The 20,787-nt window shown below is 55.9% G+C and carries 27 protein-coding genes; 25 read left to right on the top strand and 2 right to left on the bottom strand.

What is annotated here, in order from left to right:
* The first annotated feature begins 8 nt into the window (after positions 1-8).
* From rplX to dsbD, 22 genes are all read left to right on the top strand, one after another.
* A complete protein-coding gene (rplX, locus tag V6936_RS13700) occupies positions 9-329 on the top strand; it encodes a 50S ribosomal protein L24 (protein ID WP_003805373.1) in 321 nt (106 codons plus the stop codon).
* Positions 330-341: 12 nt separating this feature from the next.
* Positions 342-881, top strand: a complete 540-nt coding sequence (gene rplE / locus V6936_RS13695) for a 50S ribosomal protein L5 (protein WP_003805372.1) — start codon at positions 342-344, stop codon at positions 879-881.
* 10 nt (positions 882-891) lie between these two features.
* Positions 892-1,197, top strand: coding sequence for a 30S ribosomal protein S14 (gene rpsN / locus V6936_RS13690; protein ID WP_003805371.1), 306 nt, complete (start codon positions 892-894; stop codon positions 1,195-1,197).
* Positions 1,198-1,208: 11 nt separating this feature from the next.
* Positions 1,209-1,604 (top strand): 30S ribosomal protein S8, encoded by a 396-nt coding sequence (gene rpsH / locus V6936_RS13685; protein ID WP_003805370.1) that lies wholly within the window; start codon positions 1,209-1,211, stop codon positions 1,602-1,604.
* Between the two features lie 12 nt (positions 1,605-1,616).
* The gene (gene rplF / locus V6936_RS13680) at positions 1,617-2,150 is read left to right on the top strand and encodes a 50S ribosomal protein L6 (protein ID WP_003805369.1); all 534 of its coding nucleotides are present in this window, start codon (positions 1,617-1,619) and stop codon (positions 2,148-2,150) included.
* A 21-nt stretch (positions 2,151-2,171) separates the two neighbouring features.
* A complete protein-coding gene (rplR, locus tag V6936_RS13675) occupies positions 2,172-2,525 on the top strand; it encodes a 50S ribosomal protein L18 (RefSeq protein ID WP_003805368.1) in 354 nt (117 codons plus the stop codon).
* Between the two features lie 12 nt (positions 2,526-2,537).
* Positions 2,538-3,059: a 30S ribosomal protein S5 gene (gene rpsE, locus V6936_RS13670; RefSeq protein WP_003805367.1), complete on the top strand. Its 522-nt coding sequence runs from the start codon at positions 2,538-2,540 to the stop codon at positions 3,057-3,059.
* Positions 3,060-3,062: 3 nt separating this feature from the next.
* A complete protein-coding gene (gene rpmD / locus V6936_RS13665; RefSeq protein ID WP_003805366.1) occupies positions 3,063-3,248 on the top strand; it encodes a 50S ribosomal protein L30 in 186 nt (61 codons plus the stop codon).
* An 11-nt stretch (positions 3,249-3,259) separates the two neighbouring features.
* Entirely contained in the window at positions 3,260-3,700 is a 441-nt protein-coding gene (gene rplO / locus V6936_RS13660) for a 50S ribosomal protein L15 (protein ID WP_022983333.1), read from the top strand.
* Positions 3,701-3,712: 12 nt separating this feature from the next.
* Positions 3,713-5,038, top strand: a complete 1,326-nt coding sequence (gene secY / locus V6936_RS13655) for a preprotein translocase subunit SecY (protein ID WP_003805363.1) — start codon at positions 3,713-3,715, stop codon at positions 5,036-5,038.
* 9 nt (positions 5,039-5,047) lie between these two features.
* Entirely contained in the window at positions 5,048-5,266 is a 219-nt protein-coding gene (gene infA, locus V6936_RS13650) for a translation initiation factor IF-1 (RefSeq protein ID WP_003805361.1), read from the top strand.
* Positions 5,267-5,298: 32 nt separating this feature from the next.
* A complete protein-coding gene (rpmJ, locus tag V6936_RS13645; protein ID WP_003805360.1) occupies positions 5,299-5,412 on the top strand; it encodes a 50S ribosomal protein L36 in 114 nt (37 codons plus the stop codon).
* 36 nt (positions 5,413-5,448) lie between these two features.
* Positions 5,449-5,814 (top strand): 30S ribosomal protein S13, encoded by a 366-nt coding sequence (gene rpsM / locus V6936_RS13640; RefSeq protein WP_003805346.1) that lies wholly within the window; start codon positions 5,449-5,451, stop codon positions 5,812-5,814.
* A gap of 14 nt (positions 5,815-5,828) precedes the next feature.
* Positions 5,829-6,227 (top strand): 30S ribosomal protein S11, encoded by a 399-nt coding sequence (rpsK, locus tag V6936_RS13635; RefSeq protein ID WP_003805343.1) that lies wholly within the window; start codon positions 5,829-5,831, stop codon positions 6,225-6,227.
* A gap of 11 nt (positions 6,228-6,238) precedes the next feature.
* Positions 6,239-6,862: a 30S ribosomal protein S4 gene (gene rpsD, locus V6936_RS13630; protein WP_003805341.1), complete on the top strand. Its 624-nt coding sequence runs from the start codon at positions 6,239-6,241 to the stop codon at positions 6,860-6,862.
* A gap of 152 nt (positions 6,863-7,014) precedes the next feature.
* Entirely contained in the window at positions 7,015-7,998 is a 984-nt protein-coding gene (locus V6936_RS13625) for a DNA-directed RNA polymerase subunit alpha (protein WP_003805337.1), read from the top strand.
* Between the two features lie 204 nt (positions 7,999-8,202).
* Positions 8,203-8,589, top strand: coding sequence for a 50S ribosomal protein L17 (gene rplQ, locus V6936_RS13620; protein ID WP_003805334.1), 387 nt, complete (start codon positions 8,203-8,205; stop codon positions 8,587-8,589).
* 508 nt (positions 8,590-9,097) lie between these two features.
* The gene (locus V6936_RS13615) at positions 9,098-10,183 is read left to right on the top strand and encodes an LLM class flavin-dependent oxidoreductase (RefSeq protein ID WP_003805331.1); all 1,086 of its coding nucleotides are present in this window, start codon (positions 9,098-9,100) and stop codon (positions 10,181-10,183) included.
* A gap of 121 nt (positions 10,184-10,304) precedes the next feature.
* Entirely contained in the window at positions 10,305-10,850 is a 546-nt protein-coding gene (locus V6936_RS13610) for a flavin reductase family protein (RefSeq protein WP_003805328.1), read from the top strand.
* 122 nt (positions 10,851-10,972) lie between these two features.
* Positions 10,973-11,947 (top strand): AraC family transcriptional regulator, encoded by a 975-nt coding sequence (locus V6936_RS13605; protein WP_003805326.1) that lies wholly within the window; start codon positions 10,973-10,975, stop codon positions 11,945-11,947.
* Positions 11,948-11,994: 47 nt separating this feature from the next.
* Positions 11,995-12,381 carry a divalent-cation tolerance protein CutA gene (gene cutA, locus V6936_RS13600; protein WP_219235342.1) on the top strand — a complete coding sequence of 129 codons (387 nt, stop codon included), beginning with the start codon at positions 11,995-11,997 and terminating at the stop codon, positions 12,379-12,381.
* Positions 12,382-12,418: 37 nt separating this feature from the next.
* Positions 12,419-14,344: a protein-disulfide reductase DsbD gene (dsbD, locus tag V6936_RS13595; protein WP_336580011.1), complete on the top strand. Its 1,926-nt coding sequence runs from the start codon at positions 12,419-12,421 to the stop codon at positions 14,342-14,344.
* Positions 14,345-14,462: 118 nt separating this feature from the next.
* On the opposite strand, the gene hemB is transcribed toward dsbD, so the two are convergent.
* Both hemB and yihA read right to left on the bottom strand, forming a co-directional pair.
* Positions 14,463-15,482, bottom strand: coding sequence for a porphobilinogen synthase (gene hemB, locus V6936_RS13590; RefSeq protein WP_003805319.1), 1,020 nt, complete (start codon positions 15,480-15,482; stop codon positions 14,463-14,465).
* Positions 15,479-16,102 carry a ribosome biogenesis GTP-binding protein YihA/YsxC gene (gene yihA / locus V6936_RS13585; protein WP_003805318.1) on the bottom strand — a complete coding sequence of 208 codons (624 nt, stop codon included), beginning with the start codon at positions 16,100-16,102 and terminating at the stop codon, positions 15,479-15,481. Before yihA ends, hemB begins: the two co-directional genes overlap by 4 nt.
* A 157-nt stretch (positions 16,103-16,259) precedes the next feature.
* On the opposite strand from yihA, the gene V6936_RS13580 reads away from it, so the two are divergent.
* The 3 genes from V6936_RS13580 to ccsB all read left to right on the top strand — a co-directional run bounded on the left by V6936_RS13580 (position 16,260) and on the right by ccsB (position 20,600).
* Positions 16,260-16,964: a c-type cytochrome gene (locus V6936_RS13580; RefSeq protein ID WP_051010476.1), complete on the top strand. Its 705-nt coding sequence runs from the start codon at positions 16,260-16,262 to the stop codon at positions 16,962-16,964.
* Positions 16,965-17,186: 222 nt separating this feature from the next.
* Positions 17,187-19,229, top strand: coding sequence for a cytochrome c biogenesis protein ResB (locus V6936_RS13575; protein WP_336580010.1), 2,043 nt, complete (start codon positions 17,187-17,189; stop codon positions 19,227-19,229).
* Between the two features lie 12 nt (positions 19,230-19,241).
* On the top strand, positions 19,242-20,600 hold the full coding sequence (gene ccsB, locus V6936_RS13570; protein WP_039944080.1) for a c-type cytochrome biogenesis protein CcsB: 1,359 nt from the start codon (positions 19,242-19,244) through the stop codon (positions 20,598-20,600).
* Positions 20,601-20,787: the final 187 nt, after the last annotated feature.

Here is a 20,787-nt window from a genome sequence, read left to right as displayed (position 1 = left end):
GCGAAAAAATGCAAAAAATTCGTAAAGGCGACGAAGTTATTGTGCTGACCGGCCGTGATAAAAAACGCCGTGGCACAGTACTGCAACGCGTCGATGCAGACCACGTTATCGTGGAAGGCATCAACGTAGTCAAAAAACACGTTAAAGCCAATCCTATGGCTGGCACGCAGGGTGGTATCGTCGACAAGACCATGCCTATCCACATCTCGAACGTTGCACTGTTCAACCCAGAAACCGGCAAGGGCGACCGCGTTGGTATCCAGGTGATCGACGGTCAGAAAACGCGTGTTTATCGTTCCAGCGGCAAGGCCGTTGGCGCCAAGGCTTAAGGGGCGGATAACATGGCACGTTTACAAGATTTCTACCGCGAAAAAGTGGTTGCCGACCTGCAAAAGCAGTTCGAGTACAAGAGCATCATGGAAGTACCGCGCATCACCAAGATCACTCTGAACATGGGTGTCTCGGAAGCGGTTGCTGACAAGAAGATTATCGAGAACGCGGTATCGGACATGACCAAAATTGCTGGTCAAAAACCCGTTATCACGAAAACCCGCAAAGCTATTGCCGGTTTTAAGATTCGCGAAGATTACCCGATCGGTTGTATGGTGACCCTGCGCGGTCAACGCATGTACGAATTCCTGGATCGTCTGGTCGCTGTGGCTCTGCCACGCGTACGTGACTTCCGTGGTGTGTCGGGTCGTGCGTTTGACGGCCGTGGCAACTACAACATGGGGGTTAAAGAGCAAATCATTTTCCCCGAAATCGAGTACGACAAAATCGACGCAGTGCGTGGTCTGAACATCAGCATCACTACAACTGCCAAGACGGACGAAGAGGCCAAGGCGCTGCTTAGCGCGTTCAGCTTCCCGTTCCGCAACTAAGGGGCGCAACGTGGCTAAACTTTCCCTCATCAATCGCGACATCAAGCGCGCCAAGCTGGCTGAGAAATTCGCCGCCAAGCGTGCAGCACTGAAAGCGATCATTGACGACCAGTCCAAGTCTGACGAAGAGCGCTACGAGGCTCGTTTGCAGTTGCAACAATTGCCACGCAACGCGAACCCGACCCGTCAACGCAACCGTTGCGTTATCACCGGTCGCCCCCGTGGTGTTTTCAAGAAATTCGGTTTGACTCGCCATAAAGTGCGCGAAATGGCAATGCGCGGCGAGATCCCCGGTATGACCAAGGCCAGCTGGTAGGAGAAATACACATGAGCATGAGCGATCCAATCGCCGATATGTTGACCCGCGTGCGTAACGCGCAAATGGTCAACAAGACATCGGTTAGCATGCCCTCCTCGAAGCTGAAAGCAGCTATTGCTGCTGTGCTGAAAGACGAAGGCTACATCGAAGATTTCCGTATCGTTGGCGAAAAAGCCAAGCCAGAACTGGAAGTCACCCTGAAATACTATGCCGGCCAGCCAGTCATCGAGCGCATCGACCGCGTTTCGCGTCCTGGACTGCGCATCTACAAAAGCAGCACAAGCATCCCTCAAGTCATGAACGGCTTGGGTGTTGCCATCGTGTCCACGTCTCGCGGCGTGATGACCGATCGCAAAGCACGTGCAGCTGGCGTCGGTGGCGAAGTGCTGTGCTACGTGGCATAAGGAGAACATCATATGTCACGTATCGCTAAGTATCCCGTTTCCTTGCCCAAGGGCGTAGAAACGACTATTGCCGCTGATCAGATCACGGTCAAAGGCCCTCTGGGCACTTTGGTTCAATCTCTGACTGGCGACGTCACCATCGAACTTCAAGACGGTCAGCTGTCTTTTGCCGCTGCGAACGAAACTCGTCACGCAAACGCAATGTCCGGCACCGTGCGCCAACTGGTCAACAACATGGTTGTTGGCGTGAGCGCCGGTTTCGAACGCAAGCTGAGTCTGGTTGGCGTGGGTTTCCGTGCCTCCGTCCAGGGTAATGCCTTGAAGTTGCAACTGGGTTTCTCGCACGACATCGTGCACGACCTGCCTGAAGGCATCAAAGCCGAGTGTCCTACTCCGACCGAAATCGTGATCAAGGGCTCGAACAAGCAGGTGGTTGGTCAGGTTGCCGCTGAAATTCGTGGCTATCGTCCACCAGAGCCTTACAAAGGCAAGGGTGTACGTTACGTCGGCGAACGCGTCATCCTCAAGGAAACCAAGAAGAAATAAGCCCGCAGGCAAGGACGAATCATGGACAAGAAACAATCCCGTATGCGTCGTGCAGTGGCTACTCGCCGCAAGATCGCCGAACTGCGCGTACACCGCCTGTCGGTGCATCGCACGAATACGCATATTTACGCGAGCATCATCTCGCCCGAAGGCGACCGCGTTCTGGTCAGTGCTTCCACTGTCGAGAGCGAAGTTCGCAAAGAATTGGCCGTTGGCAGCAACGTAGCGGCAGCCAGCCTGGTTGGCAAGCGCGTCGCCGAAAAGGCGAAGGCTGCGGGCATCGAGACGGTTGCTTTCGACCGCTCGGGCTTCCGTTACCATGGCCGCGTGAAAGCGCTGGCCGAGGCCGCGCGTGAAGCCGGCTTGAAATTCTAAAGGAATTATCAAATGGCTAAAGCACAAGGCAGACAGGCTCCAGAGCAAGAGCGCGATGATGGCCTGAAAGAAAAAATGATTGCGGTCAACCGCGTCAGCAAAGTGGTTAAGGGTGGTCGCACCATGAGCTTTGCTTCGCTGGCCGTGGTCGGTGACGGCGATGGTCGTATCGGCATGGGTAAGGGCAAAGCCCGCGAAGTACCCGTTGCTGTTCAGAAGGCAATGGAACAGGCCCGTCGCGGTCTGATCAAAGTGCCTCTGAAAAACGGCACCTTGCATCACACCGTAGTTGGTAAGCACGGTGCAGCCACCGTTCTGATCTCTCCCGCAGCTGAAGGTACTGGTGTTATCGCCGGTGGCCCAATGCGCGCTATCTTCGAAGTGATGGGCGTGCGCAACGTCGTAGCCAAGAGCCTGGGTTCCAGCAACCCATACAACATGGTTCGCGCTACATTGAACGGTTTGCGTGCTTGCTCGACACCTGCTGACATTGCTGCCAAGCGCGGCAAGACAGTTGAAGAAATTCTGGGGTAAGTCATGGCACAGAAACAAATCAAAGTTACGTTGGTGCGTTCGGTCATCGGCACAAAGCAAAGCCACCGCGACACCGTTCGCGGCCTGGGTCTGCGCCGAGTCAACACCAGCCGTGTATTGGTTGATACTCCTGAGGTTCGTGGGATGATCCGCAAGGTGGATTATCTGGTTACGGTCTCGGAAGCCTGAAAGGAATCGGGATGTCTGAATTGCAATTGAACAATCTCAAGCCCGCCGCTGGCGCCAAACACGCAGCACGCCGTGTTGGTCGCGGTGTCGGTTCCGGCTTGGGTAAAACCGGCGGACGTGGTCATAAAGGCCAGAAATCGCGCTCGGGTGGTTTTCATAAAGTCGGTTTCGAAGGCGGTCAAATGCCTTTGCAACGTCGTTTGCCCAAGCGTGGTTTCACCACCCTGGACGACCACCTGTACGCAGAAGTACGTCTGTCCGAACTGCAAAAAATGGATGCCGAAGTTATCGACGTCCAGGCACTGAAGCAGGCTGGCGTGGTTGGCCAAATGGTGCGTTACGCTAAAGTCATCAAGTCCGGTGAGCTTTCCCGTAAAGTTGCGCTGAAAGGCATTAATGCAACGGCCGGCGCTCGCGCCGCGATCGAAGCAGCCGGCGGCTCGCTGGAATAAAAAGGGGTCACGGTGGCAAAAGCTCAGGCACAGAGTAAGTCGGGTCCGCGCTACGGCGATTTAAAACGTCGTCTCGTTTTCCTGTTGCTCGCCCTGATTGTCTACCGCTTGGGTACGCACATTCCGGTACCAGGCATCAATCCTGATGCCTTGTCCGAACTGTTTACTCAAAACCAGAGTGGTATTCTGGGTTTGTTTAATATGTTCTCCGGTGGTGCTTTAGAGCGATTCTCAGTGTTCGCACTGGGAATCATGCCCTACATCTCTGCGTCCATCATCATGCAATTGATGACCGCTGTGGTGCCCACGCTGGAAGCAATCAAGAAAGAGGGTGAGTCGGGTCGTCGCAAGATCACGCAATACACCCGTTACGGAACGGTCTTTTTGGCTTTGTTCCAGGGAGTTGGGATTTCCATCGCTCTAGAATCGCAGCCCGGTCTGGTTATCGACCCAGGGATGCTGTTTCGCTTCACGACAGTGGTAACACTGGTCACTGGCACCATGTTCGTCATGTGGCTCGGTGAGCAGATTACTGAACGTGGATTGGGCAATGGTATTTCCATACTGATCTTCGCCGGTATCGTAGCGGGTCTGCCTAATGCTTTGGGCGGTATGCTTGATCTGGTGCGTACGGATTCCATGTCGATTCTATCGGCACTGTTTATCCTCGTTTTAGTAGCCGCCGTCACGTACTTCGTCGTCTTTGTCGAGCGTGGTCAGCGTCGTATCACGGTGAACTACGCCAAACGGCAAGTAGGCAACCGTATCTATGGTGGTCAAAGCTCGCATTTGCCGCTGAAACTGAACATGGCTGGCGTGATCCCTCCGATCTTCGCTTCGTCCATCATTCTGTTGCCAGCGACAATTGCTAATTGGTTCTCCAGCACGCCCGGTTTGGGTTGGTTGCGTGAAATCGAGGCTGCTTTGTCGCCGCGTCAGCCGCTTTACATTACTTTGTTCTCCGCGCTGATCATCTTGTTCTGCTTTTTCTACACGGCCCTGGTGTTTAACAGCCGCGAAACTGCAGACAACCTGAAAAAGAGTGGAGCTTTCGTACCAGGTATTCGTCCCGGTGACCAAACAGCGCGTTATATCGACAAGATCTTGATGCGTTTGACCTTGGCCGGTGCGATCTACATTACCTTGGTGTGTCTGGTACCAGAGTTCTTGCAAATGCGCTGGAATGTACCGTTCTATTTTGGCGGCACATCCTTGCTGATTATTGTTGTAGTAACCATGGACTTCATGGCGCAGGCCCAGGCCTATGTCATGTCACAACAATACGACTCGCTGCTCAAGAAGGCTAACTTCAAAGGCTCGAGCTTGCCGATGCGGTAATTCACGAAAATGGCAAAGGACGACGTCATTCAAATGCAGGGACAGGTTCTTGAGAACCTTCCCAACGCAACTTTTCGCGTCAAGCTGGAAAATGGTCACGTAGTGCTCGGATACATTTCAGGCAAAATGCGTATGCACTATATCCGGATTCTGCCGGGCGATAAGGTCACTGTGGAGCTCACGCCCTATGATCTATCCCGAGCACGAATTGTGTTCCGCTCCAAATAAGCGGCCGGTTACAGGAAACTAGGAGTCAAACCATGAAGGTAATGGCATCAGTAAAGCGGATCTGCCGCAACTGCAAAATCATTAAACGTCATGGCGTGGTGCGTGTCATCTGCACCGATCCACGCCATAAGCAGCGTCAAGGCTAAGTTGCCGAAACGCAACCGATTTAACAAGGAATAACCATGGCCCGTATTGCCGGCATTAACATCCCGCCGCATCAACACGCCGAAATCGGTCTTACCGCGATTTTCGGCATCGGTCGCACCCGCGCTCGCAAGATTTGCGAAGCATCGGGTATTGAATACTCCAAGAAGGTCAAAGATCTGACCGACGCGGAACTCGAGCGCATTCGCGAACAGATCGGCTTGTTCACCGTTGAAGGTGACCTGCGTCGTGAAGTTCAGCTCTCGATCAAGCGTTTGGCTGACTTGGGAACTTACCGTGGCATGCGTCATCGTCGCGGTCTGCCAGTGCGCGGCCAACGTACACGCACTAACGCTCGCACCCGTAAAGGTCCGCGTCGCGCCGCCGCGTCCCTGAAGAAATAATCGAGGAATAGAAGATGGCCAAAGCTTCTAGCAGCGCTTCACGCGCACGCAAGAAAGTCAAAAAAAGCGTGTCGGACGGGATTGCTCACGTCCACGCTTCTTTTAACAACACGATCATCACCATTACTGACCGTCAGGGCAACGCATTGTCCTGGGCTACGTCGGGTGGCGCTGGCTTTAAAGGCTCGCGTAAATCCACGCCGTTTGCCGCGCAGGTTGCCGCTGAAACAGCCGGCCGTACTGCCATGGAATACGGTATTAAAAATCTTGAAGTTCGCATCAAGGGCCCCGGTCCAGGCCGTGAATCGTCTGTGCGTGCTCTGAATGCTCTGGGTATCAAGATCACCAGCATTGCAGACATCACACCGGTTCCGCATAACGGCTGCCGTCCGCCCAAGCGTCGTCGCATCTAAGGGGAAGCGAAGTGGCTCGTTATATTGGACCAAAATGCAAGCTCTCGCGTCGCGAGGGTACCGATCTGTTTTTGAAGAGCGCTCGTCGTTCGCTGGATTCCAAGTGCAAACTGGAATCGCGTCCTGGTCAGCACGGCCGCACCTCGGGTGCCCGTACGTCTGACTTCGGTCTGCAGCTGCGCGAAAAGCAAAAGCTCAAGCGCATGTACGGCGTGCTGGAAAAGCAATTCCGCAAATACTACGTTGAAGCTGACCGCCGCCGTGGCAACACCGGTGAAACGCTGATTCAATTGCTGGAATCGCGTCTGGACAACGTGGTGTACCGCATGGGTTTCGGCTCCACACGTGCCGAAGCTCGCCAGCTGGTTAACCACCGTGCTATCGAAGTCAACGGTCACACCGCTGACATCGCTTCCATGCTGATCAAAGCCGGTGACGTGGTTGCCGTGCGTGAGAAAGCCAAATCCCAAAGCCGTATCAAGGAATCCTTGGAACTGGCGACCGGTATTGGCCTGCCTCAGTGGGTGGAAGTGGACGCTGCCAAGCTGTCCGGCGTGTTCAAGCAAGTTCCTGACCGCGCTGACGTCGCTCAAGACGTTAACGAATCGCTGGTTGTTGAGTTGTACTCGCGTTAATTTTTTACGCGAAGACCACTTATACAATGCAGTAAAGCAGGCCCACTTCCCGTTTTTCGGCAAGTGGGCTTTGCGATACTTTCTGCTGGCTTAGGCCAGTTTCCGTCAGCCTTATCGGTGTAACGAGCCGAGGGTATTGAAAAGGAAATCGAATGTCTCAAGGTTTTTTGAAACCCCGTTCCATCGAAGTTGAACCGATCAGCAAAAATCACGCCAAGGTGATCATGGAGCCTTTCGAGCGCGGCTACGGCCACACTCTGGGCAACGCACTGCGTCGTATCTTGCTGTCCTCCATGACCGGCTATGCACCGACTGAAGTGCAGATTACCGGTGTGGTGCACGAGTACTCCACGCTGCCAGGCGTGGGCGAGGACGTGGTTGATATCTTGATGAACCTGAAGGGCGTGGTCTTCAAGCTGCACAGCCGTGAAGAAGTTACGCTGATCCTGCGCAAAGAAGGCGCGGGTCAAGTTCTGGCCAGCGACATTGAATTGCCGCACGACGTTGAAATCATCAACCCCAATCATGTGATTGCCACCTTGACCGACGACGGCAAGCTGGAAATGCAAATCAAGGTTGAGCAAGGCCGTGGCTACGTTCCTGGTAACGTGCGCGCCCTGGCCGATGATCGCACCCACACGATCGGTCGTATCGTGCTGGACGCATCTTACAGCCCCGTGCGTCGTGTGAGCTACGCGGTCGAAAACGCCCGTGTGGAACAGCGTACTGACCTGGACAAGCTGGTTCTGGACATCGAAACCAACGGCGTGATCTCGCCCGAGGAAGCCGTGCGCCAGTCTGCTCGTATCCTGATGGATCAGATCTCTGTGTTTGCTGCTCTGGAAGGTGTGGGCGATGCCTACGAAGCTCCAGTGCGTGGCGCTCCACAGATCGATCCCGTGTTGCTGCGTCCTGTCGACGATCTGGAACTGACGGTTCGTTCCGCCAACTGCCTGAAAGCCGAAAATATTTACTACATCGGCGATCTGATCCAGCGTACCGAAAACGAACTGTTGAAGACACCAAACCTGGGCCGCAAGTCCTTGAACGAAATCAAGGAAGTGTTGGCCGCACGTGGTCTGACTTTGGGCATGAAGCTCGAAAACTGGCCGCCACTGGGTCTTGAGCGTCCATAAGTAGTAAGCAAGACAGTCATTTCTTAGACGCTGCCTACACTTTTTCTGGTGTGGTACACCTGCAAAAAGTGTAGGTGGCGGCTAAAAATGTGCTATTGTTTTACGTTGTCCATCTGGTCCGCAGCTTAGCTGATAGAAGAACCGGATTTACGCATGTCGCATACGCGGCGTGCCAACTAAGATTCATTATTTAGGAAAATCATCATGCGTCACCGTCACGGTCTACGTAAACTGAATCGTACCAGCAGCCACCGTTTGGCCATGTTCCGCAACATGTCCGTGTCCCTGCTGACCCACGAAGCCATCAAAACCACCCTGCCTAAAGCTAAAGAGCTGCGCCGCGTGGTTGAGCCCCTGATCACTTTGGCTAAAAACCCAACCTTGGCAAACCGTCGTCTGGCTTTCGCCCGTCTGCGCGACCGCGATGCAGTGACCAAGCTGTTTGAAGTTTTCGGCCCACGTTACCAAGAGCGTAACGGTGGCTACACCCGCATCCTGAAAATGGGTTTCCGTCAGGGTGACAACGCTCCTATGGCATTCATGGAGCTGGTGGATCGTCCAGAAGTTCAGGAAGAAGCCGCTGCTGAATAAGCATCGCTTGTTTCTCTCGTAGTATTGAAAACGGACTCTCAGGAGTCCGTTTTTTTATTCCCACGGTCTTTCTTGCACCCTGAGAAGAAGGCTCTGGATGTTCCAGACGCGGGCATGGGGTTCCGGCCTCACCCGTATTTGTTTTTAGTTTGCCCGCGCAGCAGCCCCCCTTTAGACCAGGAAGTTTGAGGCCCCGCCTGCCTTCGCATGCTTGCCGAGACTGTTTTCAAATTCCCGCACCCATTGATCCCACGTTCAGCGTAAAGGCCCGCTTACTGGTTTCGTGATCAGGAAAACGCTGCCTGTATTGACAGCAAGACGCTGTTATATAAGGGTTTTTACTGATATGGGTGCTGTGTATCGCTTTATGGTTCAAATAATTGCAGGCAATTGATAAAACCCGCAGTGATTCGATAGTAGGGCTGACGGCCGCTCCCTAAAATCTGCGCTATATCAGCTTTGCCATGGTGGCGGGCTGCAAAGAACGACGATTTTCAGGAGACTGGCGATGGCACAGAATACATTGCTGACACACGATAAGTTTCTGCTGGGTACGTTTGCCACCAATTGTGGCGGCGGCATGACGGTATCGACCTTGCCGGATCGCTGGCAGGCTACTTGGGAAAACAATCTGAAGCTGGGCAAGCTGCTGGATGAGGCTGGCATCGACTTCATGCTGCCCATTGCCCGTTGGATCGGTTACGGCGGCGAAACCGATTTTCATGGCTATGTGCTGGAAACCGTGACCTGGGCGACGGCCTTGCTGGCTAACACTCGCAATATCAGCGTGTTTGCCACTGTGCATACCGTTGCCAACCACCCCGTGGTGATTGCCAAGCAGATCGCCACCATGGCGCAGATGAGTGGCAATCGGGTTGGTCTAAATATTGTGGCGGGCTGGAACAAGCCTGAATACGACGCCTTGGGAGTCACGTTGCCGGACGATCATGAAACCCGGTATGGCTATGCTCAGGAATGGTTCGACCTGATCAAGAAGATCTGGCACCACGACGGCCGTTTCGATTGGGACGGCAAGTATTTCCAGGCCAAGGGAGTATATGGCAATCCTCGCCCTGAGTTTGATCCGCCTATCTTTAATGCTGCCGGTTCCGGTCAGGGACGTGAGTTCGCCAGTCGTAATGCCAATTTCCTGTTCACCCCGGCCATGGAGCTGGACCGTTCCGCCAAGGAAGTGGCTGAACTGAAGGCGTTGGGCGAGTCGCAAGGTCGCAAGGTCGATGTGATGACCTTTTCGCATGTGGTGTGCCGTCCCACCGAAGCTGAAGCCAAGGCTGAGTGGGAGCGCATCATGGGCAACATCGACAATGGCGCGGTCGACAATCTGATGCGCCTGCAGTTTGCCCATGCGCACTCCTTCCCGCATGAGCTGCTGGAACAGATTCGCGAACGTATGGCAGCCGGTCATGGCGGCTTCCCGCTGGTGGGTACGCCCGAGCAAGTGGCTGATGGTTTGTGTGCACTGCACGCGGCCGGTTTCCGGGGAACAACCTTGTCCTTTGTGGACTATGTTCAGGAATTCCCGTATTTCCGTGATACTGTGCTGCCTTTGTTGCAGCAGCGCGGCATTCGCTAAGAGCGATCGGCTGGCTATCGGGCAGGGGCTGACTTGCCGGGGGAATAGCCAGTACATGTGCGCCCTGCAAGCGGCGCTGTTCGGATGACAGCGCTGCCCCTACGATTAGAAAAGGTGAATCATGCCTGTGGAATTGGCTTTCTTACCGACAGAACAAGCGCTTGAGGCGCCGGGAGTTTCTGCCGATCAGTTCAAACGTGCTATGCGCCATCTGGGCGGCACAGCCAGTGTGATTACGGTTGAACATCAAGGTCAGCGCAGTGGTCTGACGGCGACCTCGGTGACCTCGGTAGCGGCGGATCCTGCAGAAGTGCTGGTTTGCGTCAATCAAAGCTCCTCGTCCTGGCCTTTGATGCGCGACAGCGGTTTGTTTGGTGTAAATATGCTGGGTGCCCAACAGGCTGACCTGGCTCTGCAGTTTGCCGGTTTCAAAGGCGAGCAAGGTGATGCACGTTATGCCGGGCACGATTGGCTGTGTACCGAGCATGGTATTTGGCTGGCTCGACAGGCCCCTGCCGCTTTGGCTTGCCAGATTGTGGAGGTCATCGAGCGTCACAGCCACGCCTTGGTGCTGGGCCGTGTGCTGCAGGTGCATCATGCCGAGCAAGAGCAGGATTCGCCCCTGCTGTATTGGCAGGGGCGGTTTGGACGGTTTCAGGGGCAGTAGCTCGTCGACGTAGCGACCTTTGGCCGGCCCTGTGAGCCCGGCCTAGGGATTGTCTCGATGTTGCAGTGCGGGAGGCTGTGTCACACTAGGGCACAGCTTTTTTATCGCTTGTTGCGACGCTCATGACCACCATACTGAATCGCTATGCCCAGCTGCATTCGCAGGATGTGGACTGCGTTCAGCACTATATCTCCCAGGTTTTCTGTCCGCACAGCCTGACCCTGGCGGATACGCGTCAGCGCCTGAACGCCCGTCTGTATTTACGCCAAGGCCAGGATGTGGCCTATGGTCGTTTGCGCTATGGGGCGCAGGTGCAGATTGAGCCTCAGCCGCTGGATGACTTCTATCTCTTGCAGATTCCCCTGTCGGGGCAAGAGCAGATCCATACGGAACATGGACGCTTTGCCTCCACATCACGTCTGGCTTCCATCATCAGCCCGACGCAAGCTTTCAGCATGGAACACAGCCTGGAAGCCGACAAGTTGTTCGTCCGTATAGGTCGCCAAGGGCTGGAGCGTCATTATCAGGACTATTTTGCGCAGCCCGTGCGTGGCCCATTGGAGTTTCAGCCCTCCATTCCTTTTGATGCGCCCGGTGGTGCCAGCCTGCGTCGCCTGCTGGACTGGCAGTTTGCCGAAGTGTCCGATGGCACCTTGTTCGACCAGCCCCGTCAGGTGCGCCAGTTTGAGCAGACCCTGATTTATGCCTTGTTCGAACTGCATCAGCACAATCAGCCTGCGCACAAGACGCCGGCCGCTTTGCCCCATGTTTTGCGGCGTGCCCTGGACTTCATGGAAAGCCAGGCCGGTCAGCCTATCACCATTGGCGATATTGCCCAGGCGGCCGGTGTGAGCGTGCGCAGTCTGTACGCAGGGTTCCGGGAGCATCTGGGCGTAGCCCCCATGGCACGTTTGAAACAAATGCGTTTGGAGGCAGCCCGGCGTTACTTGCAACAAGGCGGGATGTCGGTCACCGAGGTTGCCTTGGCTTGCGGTTTTACGCATTTGGGGCAGTTTTCCGCGGATTACCGGCATAGCTTTGGCGAGCGCCCGTCTGAAACATTGAGCGGCTTGAGTCGTCCCCGGGCTGGCAGCTAAGCATTGCCATCCGGCGCTACACTAAGGGCTCTGACTAGGAGCCCCGCATGTCCGCTGATACTCCCCCTAATTCCAAAACGCCCTTAGCCTTGACCTTGCCCGATCTGGACGCGCAGCAGCTGGTGCTGGCGCAAACCACGGTGCCGGATATGATGCTGGCCAAATATCTGGCTCATCATCTGGTTGAGGACGGAATTGCCGCTTGTGCGAACCTTGCGCCCAGCAGCTTGTCCATGTACATGTGGCAAGGGGAGTTGCAAGGCGATGAGGAAATCACGCTGACTTTCAAAACCACAGTGGCCCGGCTACCGGAATTGGCAGATCGCTTGTGTGAGCAGCATCCTTACGAGCTGCCAGAATTGATTGTGCTTCCGGTTGTTGGTGGTTTCACCGCTTATCTGGATTGGGTTCGTACCCAGACACGCCCTGCGTGAGTGCAGTTAGCCCAGCCTAATAAATCGGAATAGATTTGTGCCTTTGTCTTTAAAGCGTTCTCCATTTTCCGCCCACGGCCCTGGGGCCTGGTTTGCTGTTTTTTTTGCCCTGATGCTGGCCTGGCTGGCAACGCCCTTGGCGGCGCAGGCAGAAGAAGAGTTTCTGAACCCTGAGCAGGCGTTTGTGTTGACGGCGGCCATGAGTCAGCCCGATCAGCTGGATATCCACTTTCAGATTGCACCTGAATACTATATGTATCGCAAGCGTTTCGCCGTCTCGACCGAGAAGGCGGAGCAGGTAGGCAAGCTTCAACTGCCCGAAGGAGAGCGGGTTTACGATCCTACCTTTGACGAGGTCATGGAGGTCTACCGCCATTCGGTTACGTTGCGCGTACCGGTCCTGGCAGACAGCTCCATAGGACACGATCTGACGGTCGATGTGGTCAGTCAGGGTTGTGCCGACGCAGGTCTATGCTATTCCCCGTCGACTCAAACGCTGACCTTGATCCCCACCGGGCAGGGCTGGGAAGTGGCGGGGCCTTTTGGCGTGGTGTCGGTGCCGGCCCCAGGAGAGGGGGCAAGCCAGAATCCGGCCCAGGCGAACCCCGATTCCACGGTCGCCCCTTCCCGTAGTGCGGGGGTGGCCTCGGCATTGAGCCTGAGTGATGTGGGTCTGGCCGACTACCTCAAGCAGGCTGGGTGGGGTCAGATCGTGCTGCTGAGCTTTGTGTTTGGCTTGCTGCTGTCCTTTACGCCCTGCGTCCTGCCGATGGTGCCGATTTTGCTGTCCATCATTGCTGGACGGAATCAGCCTGCGCCATCGCGCTGGCACGGCCTGAAGATGGCGTTTGCCTTTGTGCTGGGTCTGTCCCTGGTCTACACCTTGCTGGGTGTGGCCGCCGGCTTGCTGGGAGCCGGTTTGGCGAGCTGGTTGCAGAACCCGTGGGTATTGGGTCTGTTCGCCTTGATCCTGGTGGTGCTGGCCTTGTCCATGCTGGATGTCTTCACGGTACAGGCTCCGGCGGCGCTGCAAAATCGTTTGAATAAAACCATGAACCGTTTGCCGGGCGGGCAGATGGGTGGCGTGTTCCTGATGGGCATGCTGTCTGCGCTGATTGTCGGTCCTTGCGTGGCAGCGCCTCTGGCGGGCGTGCTGCTGTTTATCTCGCAGACGGGGGATGTGGTCCTGGGTGGTTCGGCCCTGTTTGCCTTGGCCTGGGGTTCAGGCGTCTTGCTGCTGATTGTGGGTGCGGGTTCGGGCAGTGTCTTGCCCAAGGCCGGCGCCTGGATGGAAAGCGTCAAGACCGCTTTTGGTGTCTTGTTGCTGGCTACCGCCTGGTGGATGGTCTCGCCCCTGATGTCTGGCACGATGGCTGTCTTTGGCTGGGTTGTCCTGGCTTTGTGGGCGGCTGCCTTGCTGGGCGCGTTTGGGCGCGGCACGGCTGCACGTACGCCGTGGTCGGGCTTGCGACAGGGTGTGGGCATGATGCTGGCGGTCTGGGCCATCATGATGATGATCAGCATTGCCCTGGGTCGCCCCAGCGTGATTCGCCCTTTGGAAGGGCTGAAATCCTCGGGTACGGTGACGGCAGCCCAAAGCCAGGTTGAGTTCCAGCGCGTACTGACCCTGCAGGAGCTGGAAGGGCGTCTGGCCAAGACCACTCGCCCCGTAATGCTGGATTTCTACGCAGACTGGTGTGTGTCCTGCATTGAAATGGAGAATTTCACGTTTAGCGATCCCGCCGTCGCGCAACGCATGGCGCAGTTTGAGTTGCTGCAGGTGGATGTGACGGCCAACACCCCTGAGGATCGGGCATTGCTGAAACATTTCCGCTTGTTTGGACCTCCCGGCATCCTGTTTTTTGATTCCAAAGGGAAACAGCTGGAGCAATTGCGCGTGATTGGTTTTCAGGATGCCAGCCGCTTTTCCAAAGTGTTGGATGAGGCTCTGGCCGGTGCTTGAAGACGTTGATTTTTTCGAAACCGGGCTTATCGGTGCCTAACAGTCGGTAGATCGTCGCGTACAAGCAACAAAAAACGCAGCTCATGGGCTGCGTTTTTTGCGTTCTGATTGATGTGAATCAGCAGTTCTGTTCGCGCATCAGCTTGGCCGCTTCGATGGCGAAATAGGTCAGAATGCCATCCCCACCGGCACGCTTGAATGCCAGCAGCGATTCCATCATGACCTTGTCGTGATCCAGCCAGCCGTTCTGGGCAGCGGCCTTGATCATCGCGTATTCGCCACTGACTTGGTAGGCGTAGGTCGGCATGCCAAACGCGTCTTTGACGTCGCGCAGAATGTCCAGATAAGGCAGGCCGGGCTTGACCATGACCATATCGGCACCTTCGCGGATGTCGGCCGCCACTTCGCGCAGCGCTTCATTACGGTTGGCCGGGTCCATCTGGTAGGTGTTCTTGTTGGAGCGGCCCAGATTGGCCGCTGAACCCACCGCCTCGCGGAACGGGCCGTAGAAGGCACTGGCGTACTTGGCCGAGTAGGCCATGATGCGGGTGTGGATGAACTGGTCCTTGTCCAAGGCGGCGCGGATGGAGCCGATACGGCCATCCATCATGTCGCTGGGAGCCACAATGTCTACGCCTGCCTGAGCCTGCGTGTGAGCCTGACGGATCAGCATGGCCACCGTCTCGTCATTCAGGATGTGGCCAGCATCGTCCAAAATGCCGTCCTGGCCGTGGCTGGTATAGGGGTCCAGAGCGACATCAGTCAGCACGCCCAGCTCGGGAAACTGCTGCTTGAGCATGCCCACCACCCGGGGGATCAGGCCATTCGGGTTGGCGGCCTCGCTGCCATCGGGCGTTTTCAGCGACGGGTCGATGGAAGGGAACAGGGACAGCACGGGGATGCCCAGTTCCAGACACTGTTCGGCCACGCGCATCAGTTCGTCAGGCGAGTAGCGCATGACGCCCGGCATGGAGCCGACCTGCTCCTGCACTTTCTCGCCTTCACGCACAAAGACCGGATAGATCAGGTCGTCAGTGGACAGGCGGTTTTCGCGCACCAGACGGCGGGAAAACTCGTCGCGGCGGTTACGGCGCAGGCGAGTATTAGGAAAGTCGGCAGGAGGAATAAAACGAGTCATGGAACAACCTTCGGAGAAATCCAGTTTTCGATGCATTCGGTCGCTTCGGGCAAGCCGATACGATCAGTGGAGGAGAAGGGCAGCGCGTGAAGGGCGCCAATTTCCCGGAGCTGGCGACGTACTTCGGCTACCGCCTTGATACGTTGACCATAAGGCAGTTTGTCGGCCTTGGTCAAAAGCACCAGTACGGGCTTGCCAGTCGGTGCAATCCAATCGACCAGGCGCAAGTCCAGGTCGGTCACGCCGCGCCGGATGTCGATCAGCAACACAATGCCGGCAATCGAGGGACGGGTGGCCAGGTAGTCGCCCAGAATCTCGGCCCAGTCCTGCTTTTCGTGGCGGGCCACGGCGGCGTAGCCATAGCCGGGCAAGTCCACCAGGTGGCCCAGATAGTCGCCCGGCGAGAGCGGATCGGGGATGCCGAACATGTTGATCAGACGTGTTCGCCCTGGCGTTTTACTGGAAAAAGCCAGTTTTCGTTGGTTGGCCAACACATTGATGGCGGAGGATTTGCCCGCATTGGAGCGCCCCACAAAACAGACCTCTGGCGGTCCGGGAGGAGGCAGCTGATCGATCTGAGCAGCTGAAATCGTGAAGTGAGCGCGGTGCAGTATCGACATGGTTGCAGCGTAATTCCATATTGGTTCAGCGCCTATTGTATAATCTCTCGATTTGAAACAGTAATGTCGTAGTCCACTGGGTACTGACCAGCGGCTTACGGTGGCTTTTGCGGGGCGCATGCGGCACCCCGATTGATTCGCGATTATCGAGGTCCAAATGAAGCGTGCGCTTTCCCGAGTCGTTATCGCAAGCAGCCTGACGATGGCTTGCTCTGTGGTTTTTACCGCTAACGTGGCCAATGCAGCTGGTCTGCCCGAGCCTGATGCCGCCAAAGGCGAGCAGCTCTACCTGCAAGGTGAGATGTCGCGTGGCGTGCTGGCCTGTGTGACCTGTCACGGGGATGGCGGCAACAGTATTATTCCGGTCAACCCGTCGCTGGCTCACCAGCCGTACGAGTACCTGGTCAAGCAGCTGCACGACTTCCGTGCCAAGGACGAGAAGTCCGTTCCTGCCCGCCGTGGTCCTGATGGCGCGAACAGCCTGATGACTGCCATTGCTGCCGGTATGACTGAAGACGATATCAAGAACGTGGCGTTTTACCTGTCTCAGCAAGCGGTGAACTGGGACCAGGCCGCTAACGCGACCAAGGAAGACACCATGGTACGTGGCCAGAAGATCTGGCGGGGTGGTTTGCCCGAGCGCGGTGTTCCTGCCTGTGCGGCTTGCCATTCGCCCGATGGCGCCGGCATGCCCGGCCAGTACCCCCGTCTGGCCGGTCAGCACCCCGCCTATATTGCGGATCAGCTCAAGTTGTTCCGTAGTGGCGACCGTGCCAACAGCCCGATGATGTATGACATCGCAGACCGTTTGTCGGATGCCGACATTGCGGCCGTATCCGATTTCGCAGCTGGCCTGCGTTAATCCGTCAAAGGGGGCCAATGGCCCCCTGACTGTCTGAAACCTGTATTCGCTGCGGCTTCGAGTCCTGACGGCCGCAGTTTTCGGGTGCCGTAACAACGGGCAGTGCCGCTTCAGGCCAGGTCTCGTGTTGGTGTTTTGTCCAGTAATCGAACTTTGGGCGTGTTCTGCGTTCCAAGTCTGGATGTTTCCGGTGAACCCCCCACACCTCCTAAGCTAGCCCTTGTGAAAAAAGTATCTCCCGTGCGTCGCTTTGCGGCCGATTTCCTGGAATTGCTCGGTTCGATGCGCTTTGCCATCAGCTTGCTGATGTTCATTTGCGTAGCCAGTCTGATCGGCACCGTTCTGGCACAAAATCAGCCTGCCAATACCTATATTGATCAATTTGGACCTTACTGGTTTGAGTTGTTCGATCATTTCTCGATCTGGTCTGTCTACAACAGTGGATGGTTCATGGTTATTATGGCGTTTCTGGTGATATCGACCACGCTGTGCGTCATCCGCAATGCGCCCAAGATGATCCGTGAAATGCGCACGTTCAAGGAGCACGTGCGCGGTGGCAGCCTGAAAGCCTTCCCTCACCGCGTCGAGCTGGAGAGCGCAGGTAGCCCTGAGCATAATCGTGAACAGGTTCAGGGCTGGCTGCAGTCGCAAGGCTATGCGGTGCGTGTGCGTCATGATAATGACGGCAGCATGATGATGGCGGCCAAAAAAGGGAGCGCCAACAAGCTGGGATACATTTTTGCGCACCTGGCCATCGTGGTGATTTGTGTCGGCGGTTTGCTTGACAGCGAATTGCCCGTGCGTTTGCAGGTGTGGTTGGGTGGCAAACAACCGATTACCGAAAATATGCTGATTTCCCAGGTGCCCGAGTCGGGACGACTGGGTCTGGGCAATCCCAGTTTCCGTGCCAACATGCTGGTGCCAGAAGGGGCGCGCACGGCGACAGCAGTAGTCAATTCCGGTGAAGGGGTGCTGATTCAGCCGTTGCCGTTCGCCTTGGAGTTGAAGCGTTTTCTGGTGGAGTACTACTCCACGGGGATGCCCAGCAGTTTCAAGAGCGAAGTGGAAGTAACCGATCCCGTGACGGGCGATACCTTCGAGCGCACGATCGAGGTCAACGAACCGTTACGCTACAAGGGTGTGACGGTTTACCAGTCCGGTTTTGACGATGGCGGCAGTATGTTGAGTCTGAAGGGCTATCCGCTGGTGGGTCCGAGTGCCGCACCCTTTGAGTTGAATGGGAAAGTGGGTGAGAGCATGGGCATTACTGCCCAGCAAAGTCCCAGCGAGCATGCTCTGACTGTTCAGTTGACTGAACTGCGTCCCATTAATGTGGAAAACCTGTCCGAGGGCGACCCCCAGCCCAAGGCCATGATTGAGCACGTGGCGGCGGTCACCGGTAGCGCTGCCAACAAGAAAGACCAGAATTTGAAGAACGTCGGCCCCAGCGTGAACTATCGTTTGATTGACGACCAGGGGCAGTCTCGCGAGTTTGTGAATTACATGCTGCCGGTGGAACTGGATGACACCCTGGTGTTTCTGGCCGGGATGCGTTTTTCGCCCGCCGAGCCGTTTCGTTATGTGCGTCTGCCGGCTGACGACAAGGGTTCTTTAAAAGAATTCATGGATTTGCGGGCGGCTACGCAGAATGAAGCCTTGGTCAGCCAGGCGGCTGAACGCTTTGCCGAGCGCAACTCCTCGTCACCCGAGCAAAAAGAGTTGATGTTGTCGGCGTCCAAAACGGCATTGCAAACCTTTGTACGTGCTGGTTTTGATGGTTTGATCAGCCGTGTCCCCGAAGCTGAACGGGAACGTATCCTGGGTTTTGCTATCCCCATGATTCAGTTCACCTTGTCGGAATTGCGTGATTTGGTCAGGCAGCAACAAGGCTTGCCAGAACTGGATTACAGCCAGGAAAATAATGAGGCCAACCGTTGGATTCAATCTGCCGTGCTGGCGTTTGCCAATCTGCCGGATTACCCGGCACCGGTGATGTTGACCCTGGACAGTTTTGAACAGGTTCAGGCCAGTGTATTCCAGGTGGCACGCAGCCCAGGCATGTACATTGTGTACTTGGGTTGTCTGTTTTTGATTATTGGTGTGTTCTCGATGTTCTATATCCGGGATCGCCGCGTGTGGGTTTGGATTCGCCCTCACAACCAAGGCAGTCGCGTAATGGCTGCCATGACTTCTCAACGTCGCAACTTGGACTTTAACCTCGAGTTTGAACGCCTGAAAGCGGCGTTCAATCGGCTATCTGTCTGACAAGGTGTAGCTATGGCGCAGACCCTTTCTTCGGCCACTCCAACGATGTGGCAAGACAATATCGCTTCCAGCGGTGACCGGCGAGGCATTCGTGGTCGTCCTGACTGGACGGATGTGTTGTATCTGGTGGTACTGGCCTTGGGCGCGGCTTATGCGCTTAACGTCTACAGCACCAGCATGGATTACTACGAGAAGATCATTCTGGTCGCTTTCGTGCCTTTTGTGGCCTGGTTGGGGTGGCTGTGGCGTCCGCTGCGTACCTTGACGCTGGCATGTGGCGTGACAGCCTTGCTGGCGATCTGGCTCTACAGCACCGGTAATGGCCTTGGCACCGGCGACATTGAAAAAGCCGATTCGGTTTTCCTGCTGAAATATCTGTTTTCGTCCCAGTCTGCCATCTTGTGGATGTGTGCGCTGTTTATTCTGGCCACCGTCATGTATTGGGCGGGCTTTTTCAGTAATACAGCAGCCTGGATGGCTTCTGGGCTGACGTGGGCGGCCGTGTATGCAGGTACGACGGGGTTGCTGGTGCGCTGGCGTGAAGGCCATTTGCTGGGCCCGGATATCGGCCATATTCCAGTCAGTAATTTGTACGAAGTGTTCGTGTTGCTGGCGCTGGTTACTGCCTTGTTCTATCTGTACTACGAACGTCGTTACAACACCCGTGCCTTGGGTGGCTTTGTGCTGCTGGCAATCAGTTCGCTGGTGATCTTTTTGCTGTGGTACTCCTTTACGCGTGATGCCCATCAGATTCAACCGCTGGTGCCAGCACTCAAAAGCTGGTGGATGAAGTTGCACGTGCCTGCCAACTTTATTGGTTACGGTACGTTCTCCTTGGCAGCCATGGTCGGGTTTGCGTATCTGGTCAAGGAAAATGGCGAAACCCGTTCGCGTGCCAAGCTGATTCCGGTGTTTTTGCTGGGTGCCATTCTGTGTGCCGAACCCATGATTTTTGGTTCTCGGGAGCTCTCGCCGACCTGGATGCTGTATTTCGGTATCGGTAGCGTGATCGTGGGCACGATTCTGTATTTCCGGGGTCCGATTTCACGCAAGCTGCCGTCGCTGGAAGTGCTCGATGACATCATGTACCGCGCGATTGCGGTGGGTTTTGCCTTCTTTACGGTAGCAACCGTGCTGGGCGCTTTGTGGGCTGCTGACGCCTGGGGTACGTATTGGCAGTGGGACCCGAAAGAGACCTGGGCCCTGATCGTGTGGCTGAATTATGCGGCCTGGTTGCACTTGCGTTTGCTCAAAGGTCTGCGTGGCACGATGGCAGCGTACTGGGCTCTGGCGGGTTTGCTCATTACCAGCTTTGCCTTCCTGGGCGTGAATATGTTCCTGTCGGGGCTGCACTCCTACGGGGAACTATAAGTTTTTTCTTGTTCTGAGGCTGGGGGATCGGTCTCAGAATGCGTGCTTGAGAATGGGAAACCCGAGTTTGGCTGGATGCCGGACTCGGGTTTTTTTGTGACCAGACTGTTTGGTGAGGCGTTCTTTGCAGGGAAGTAGTCTCTGGGGGCGCCGCTGATGTTCCGGGCCAGGTGTTGATCGGAAGCCT

Origin of the sequence: Alcaligenes sp. CHO6 (assembly GCF_037120595.1) — a bacterium.
Classification (GTDB): Bacteria; Pseudomonadota; Gammaproteobacteria; order Burkholderiales; family Burkholderiaceae_B; genus Alcaligenes; species Alcaligenes ammonioxydans.
Note: the sequence above shows the minus strand (reverse complement) of the source record. Positions and strands in the feature narration are given on the sequence as shown.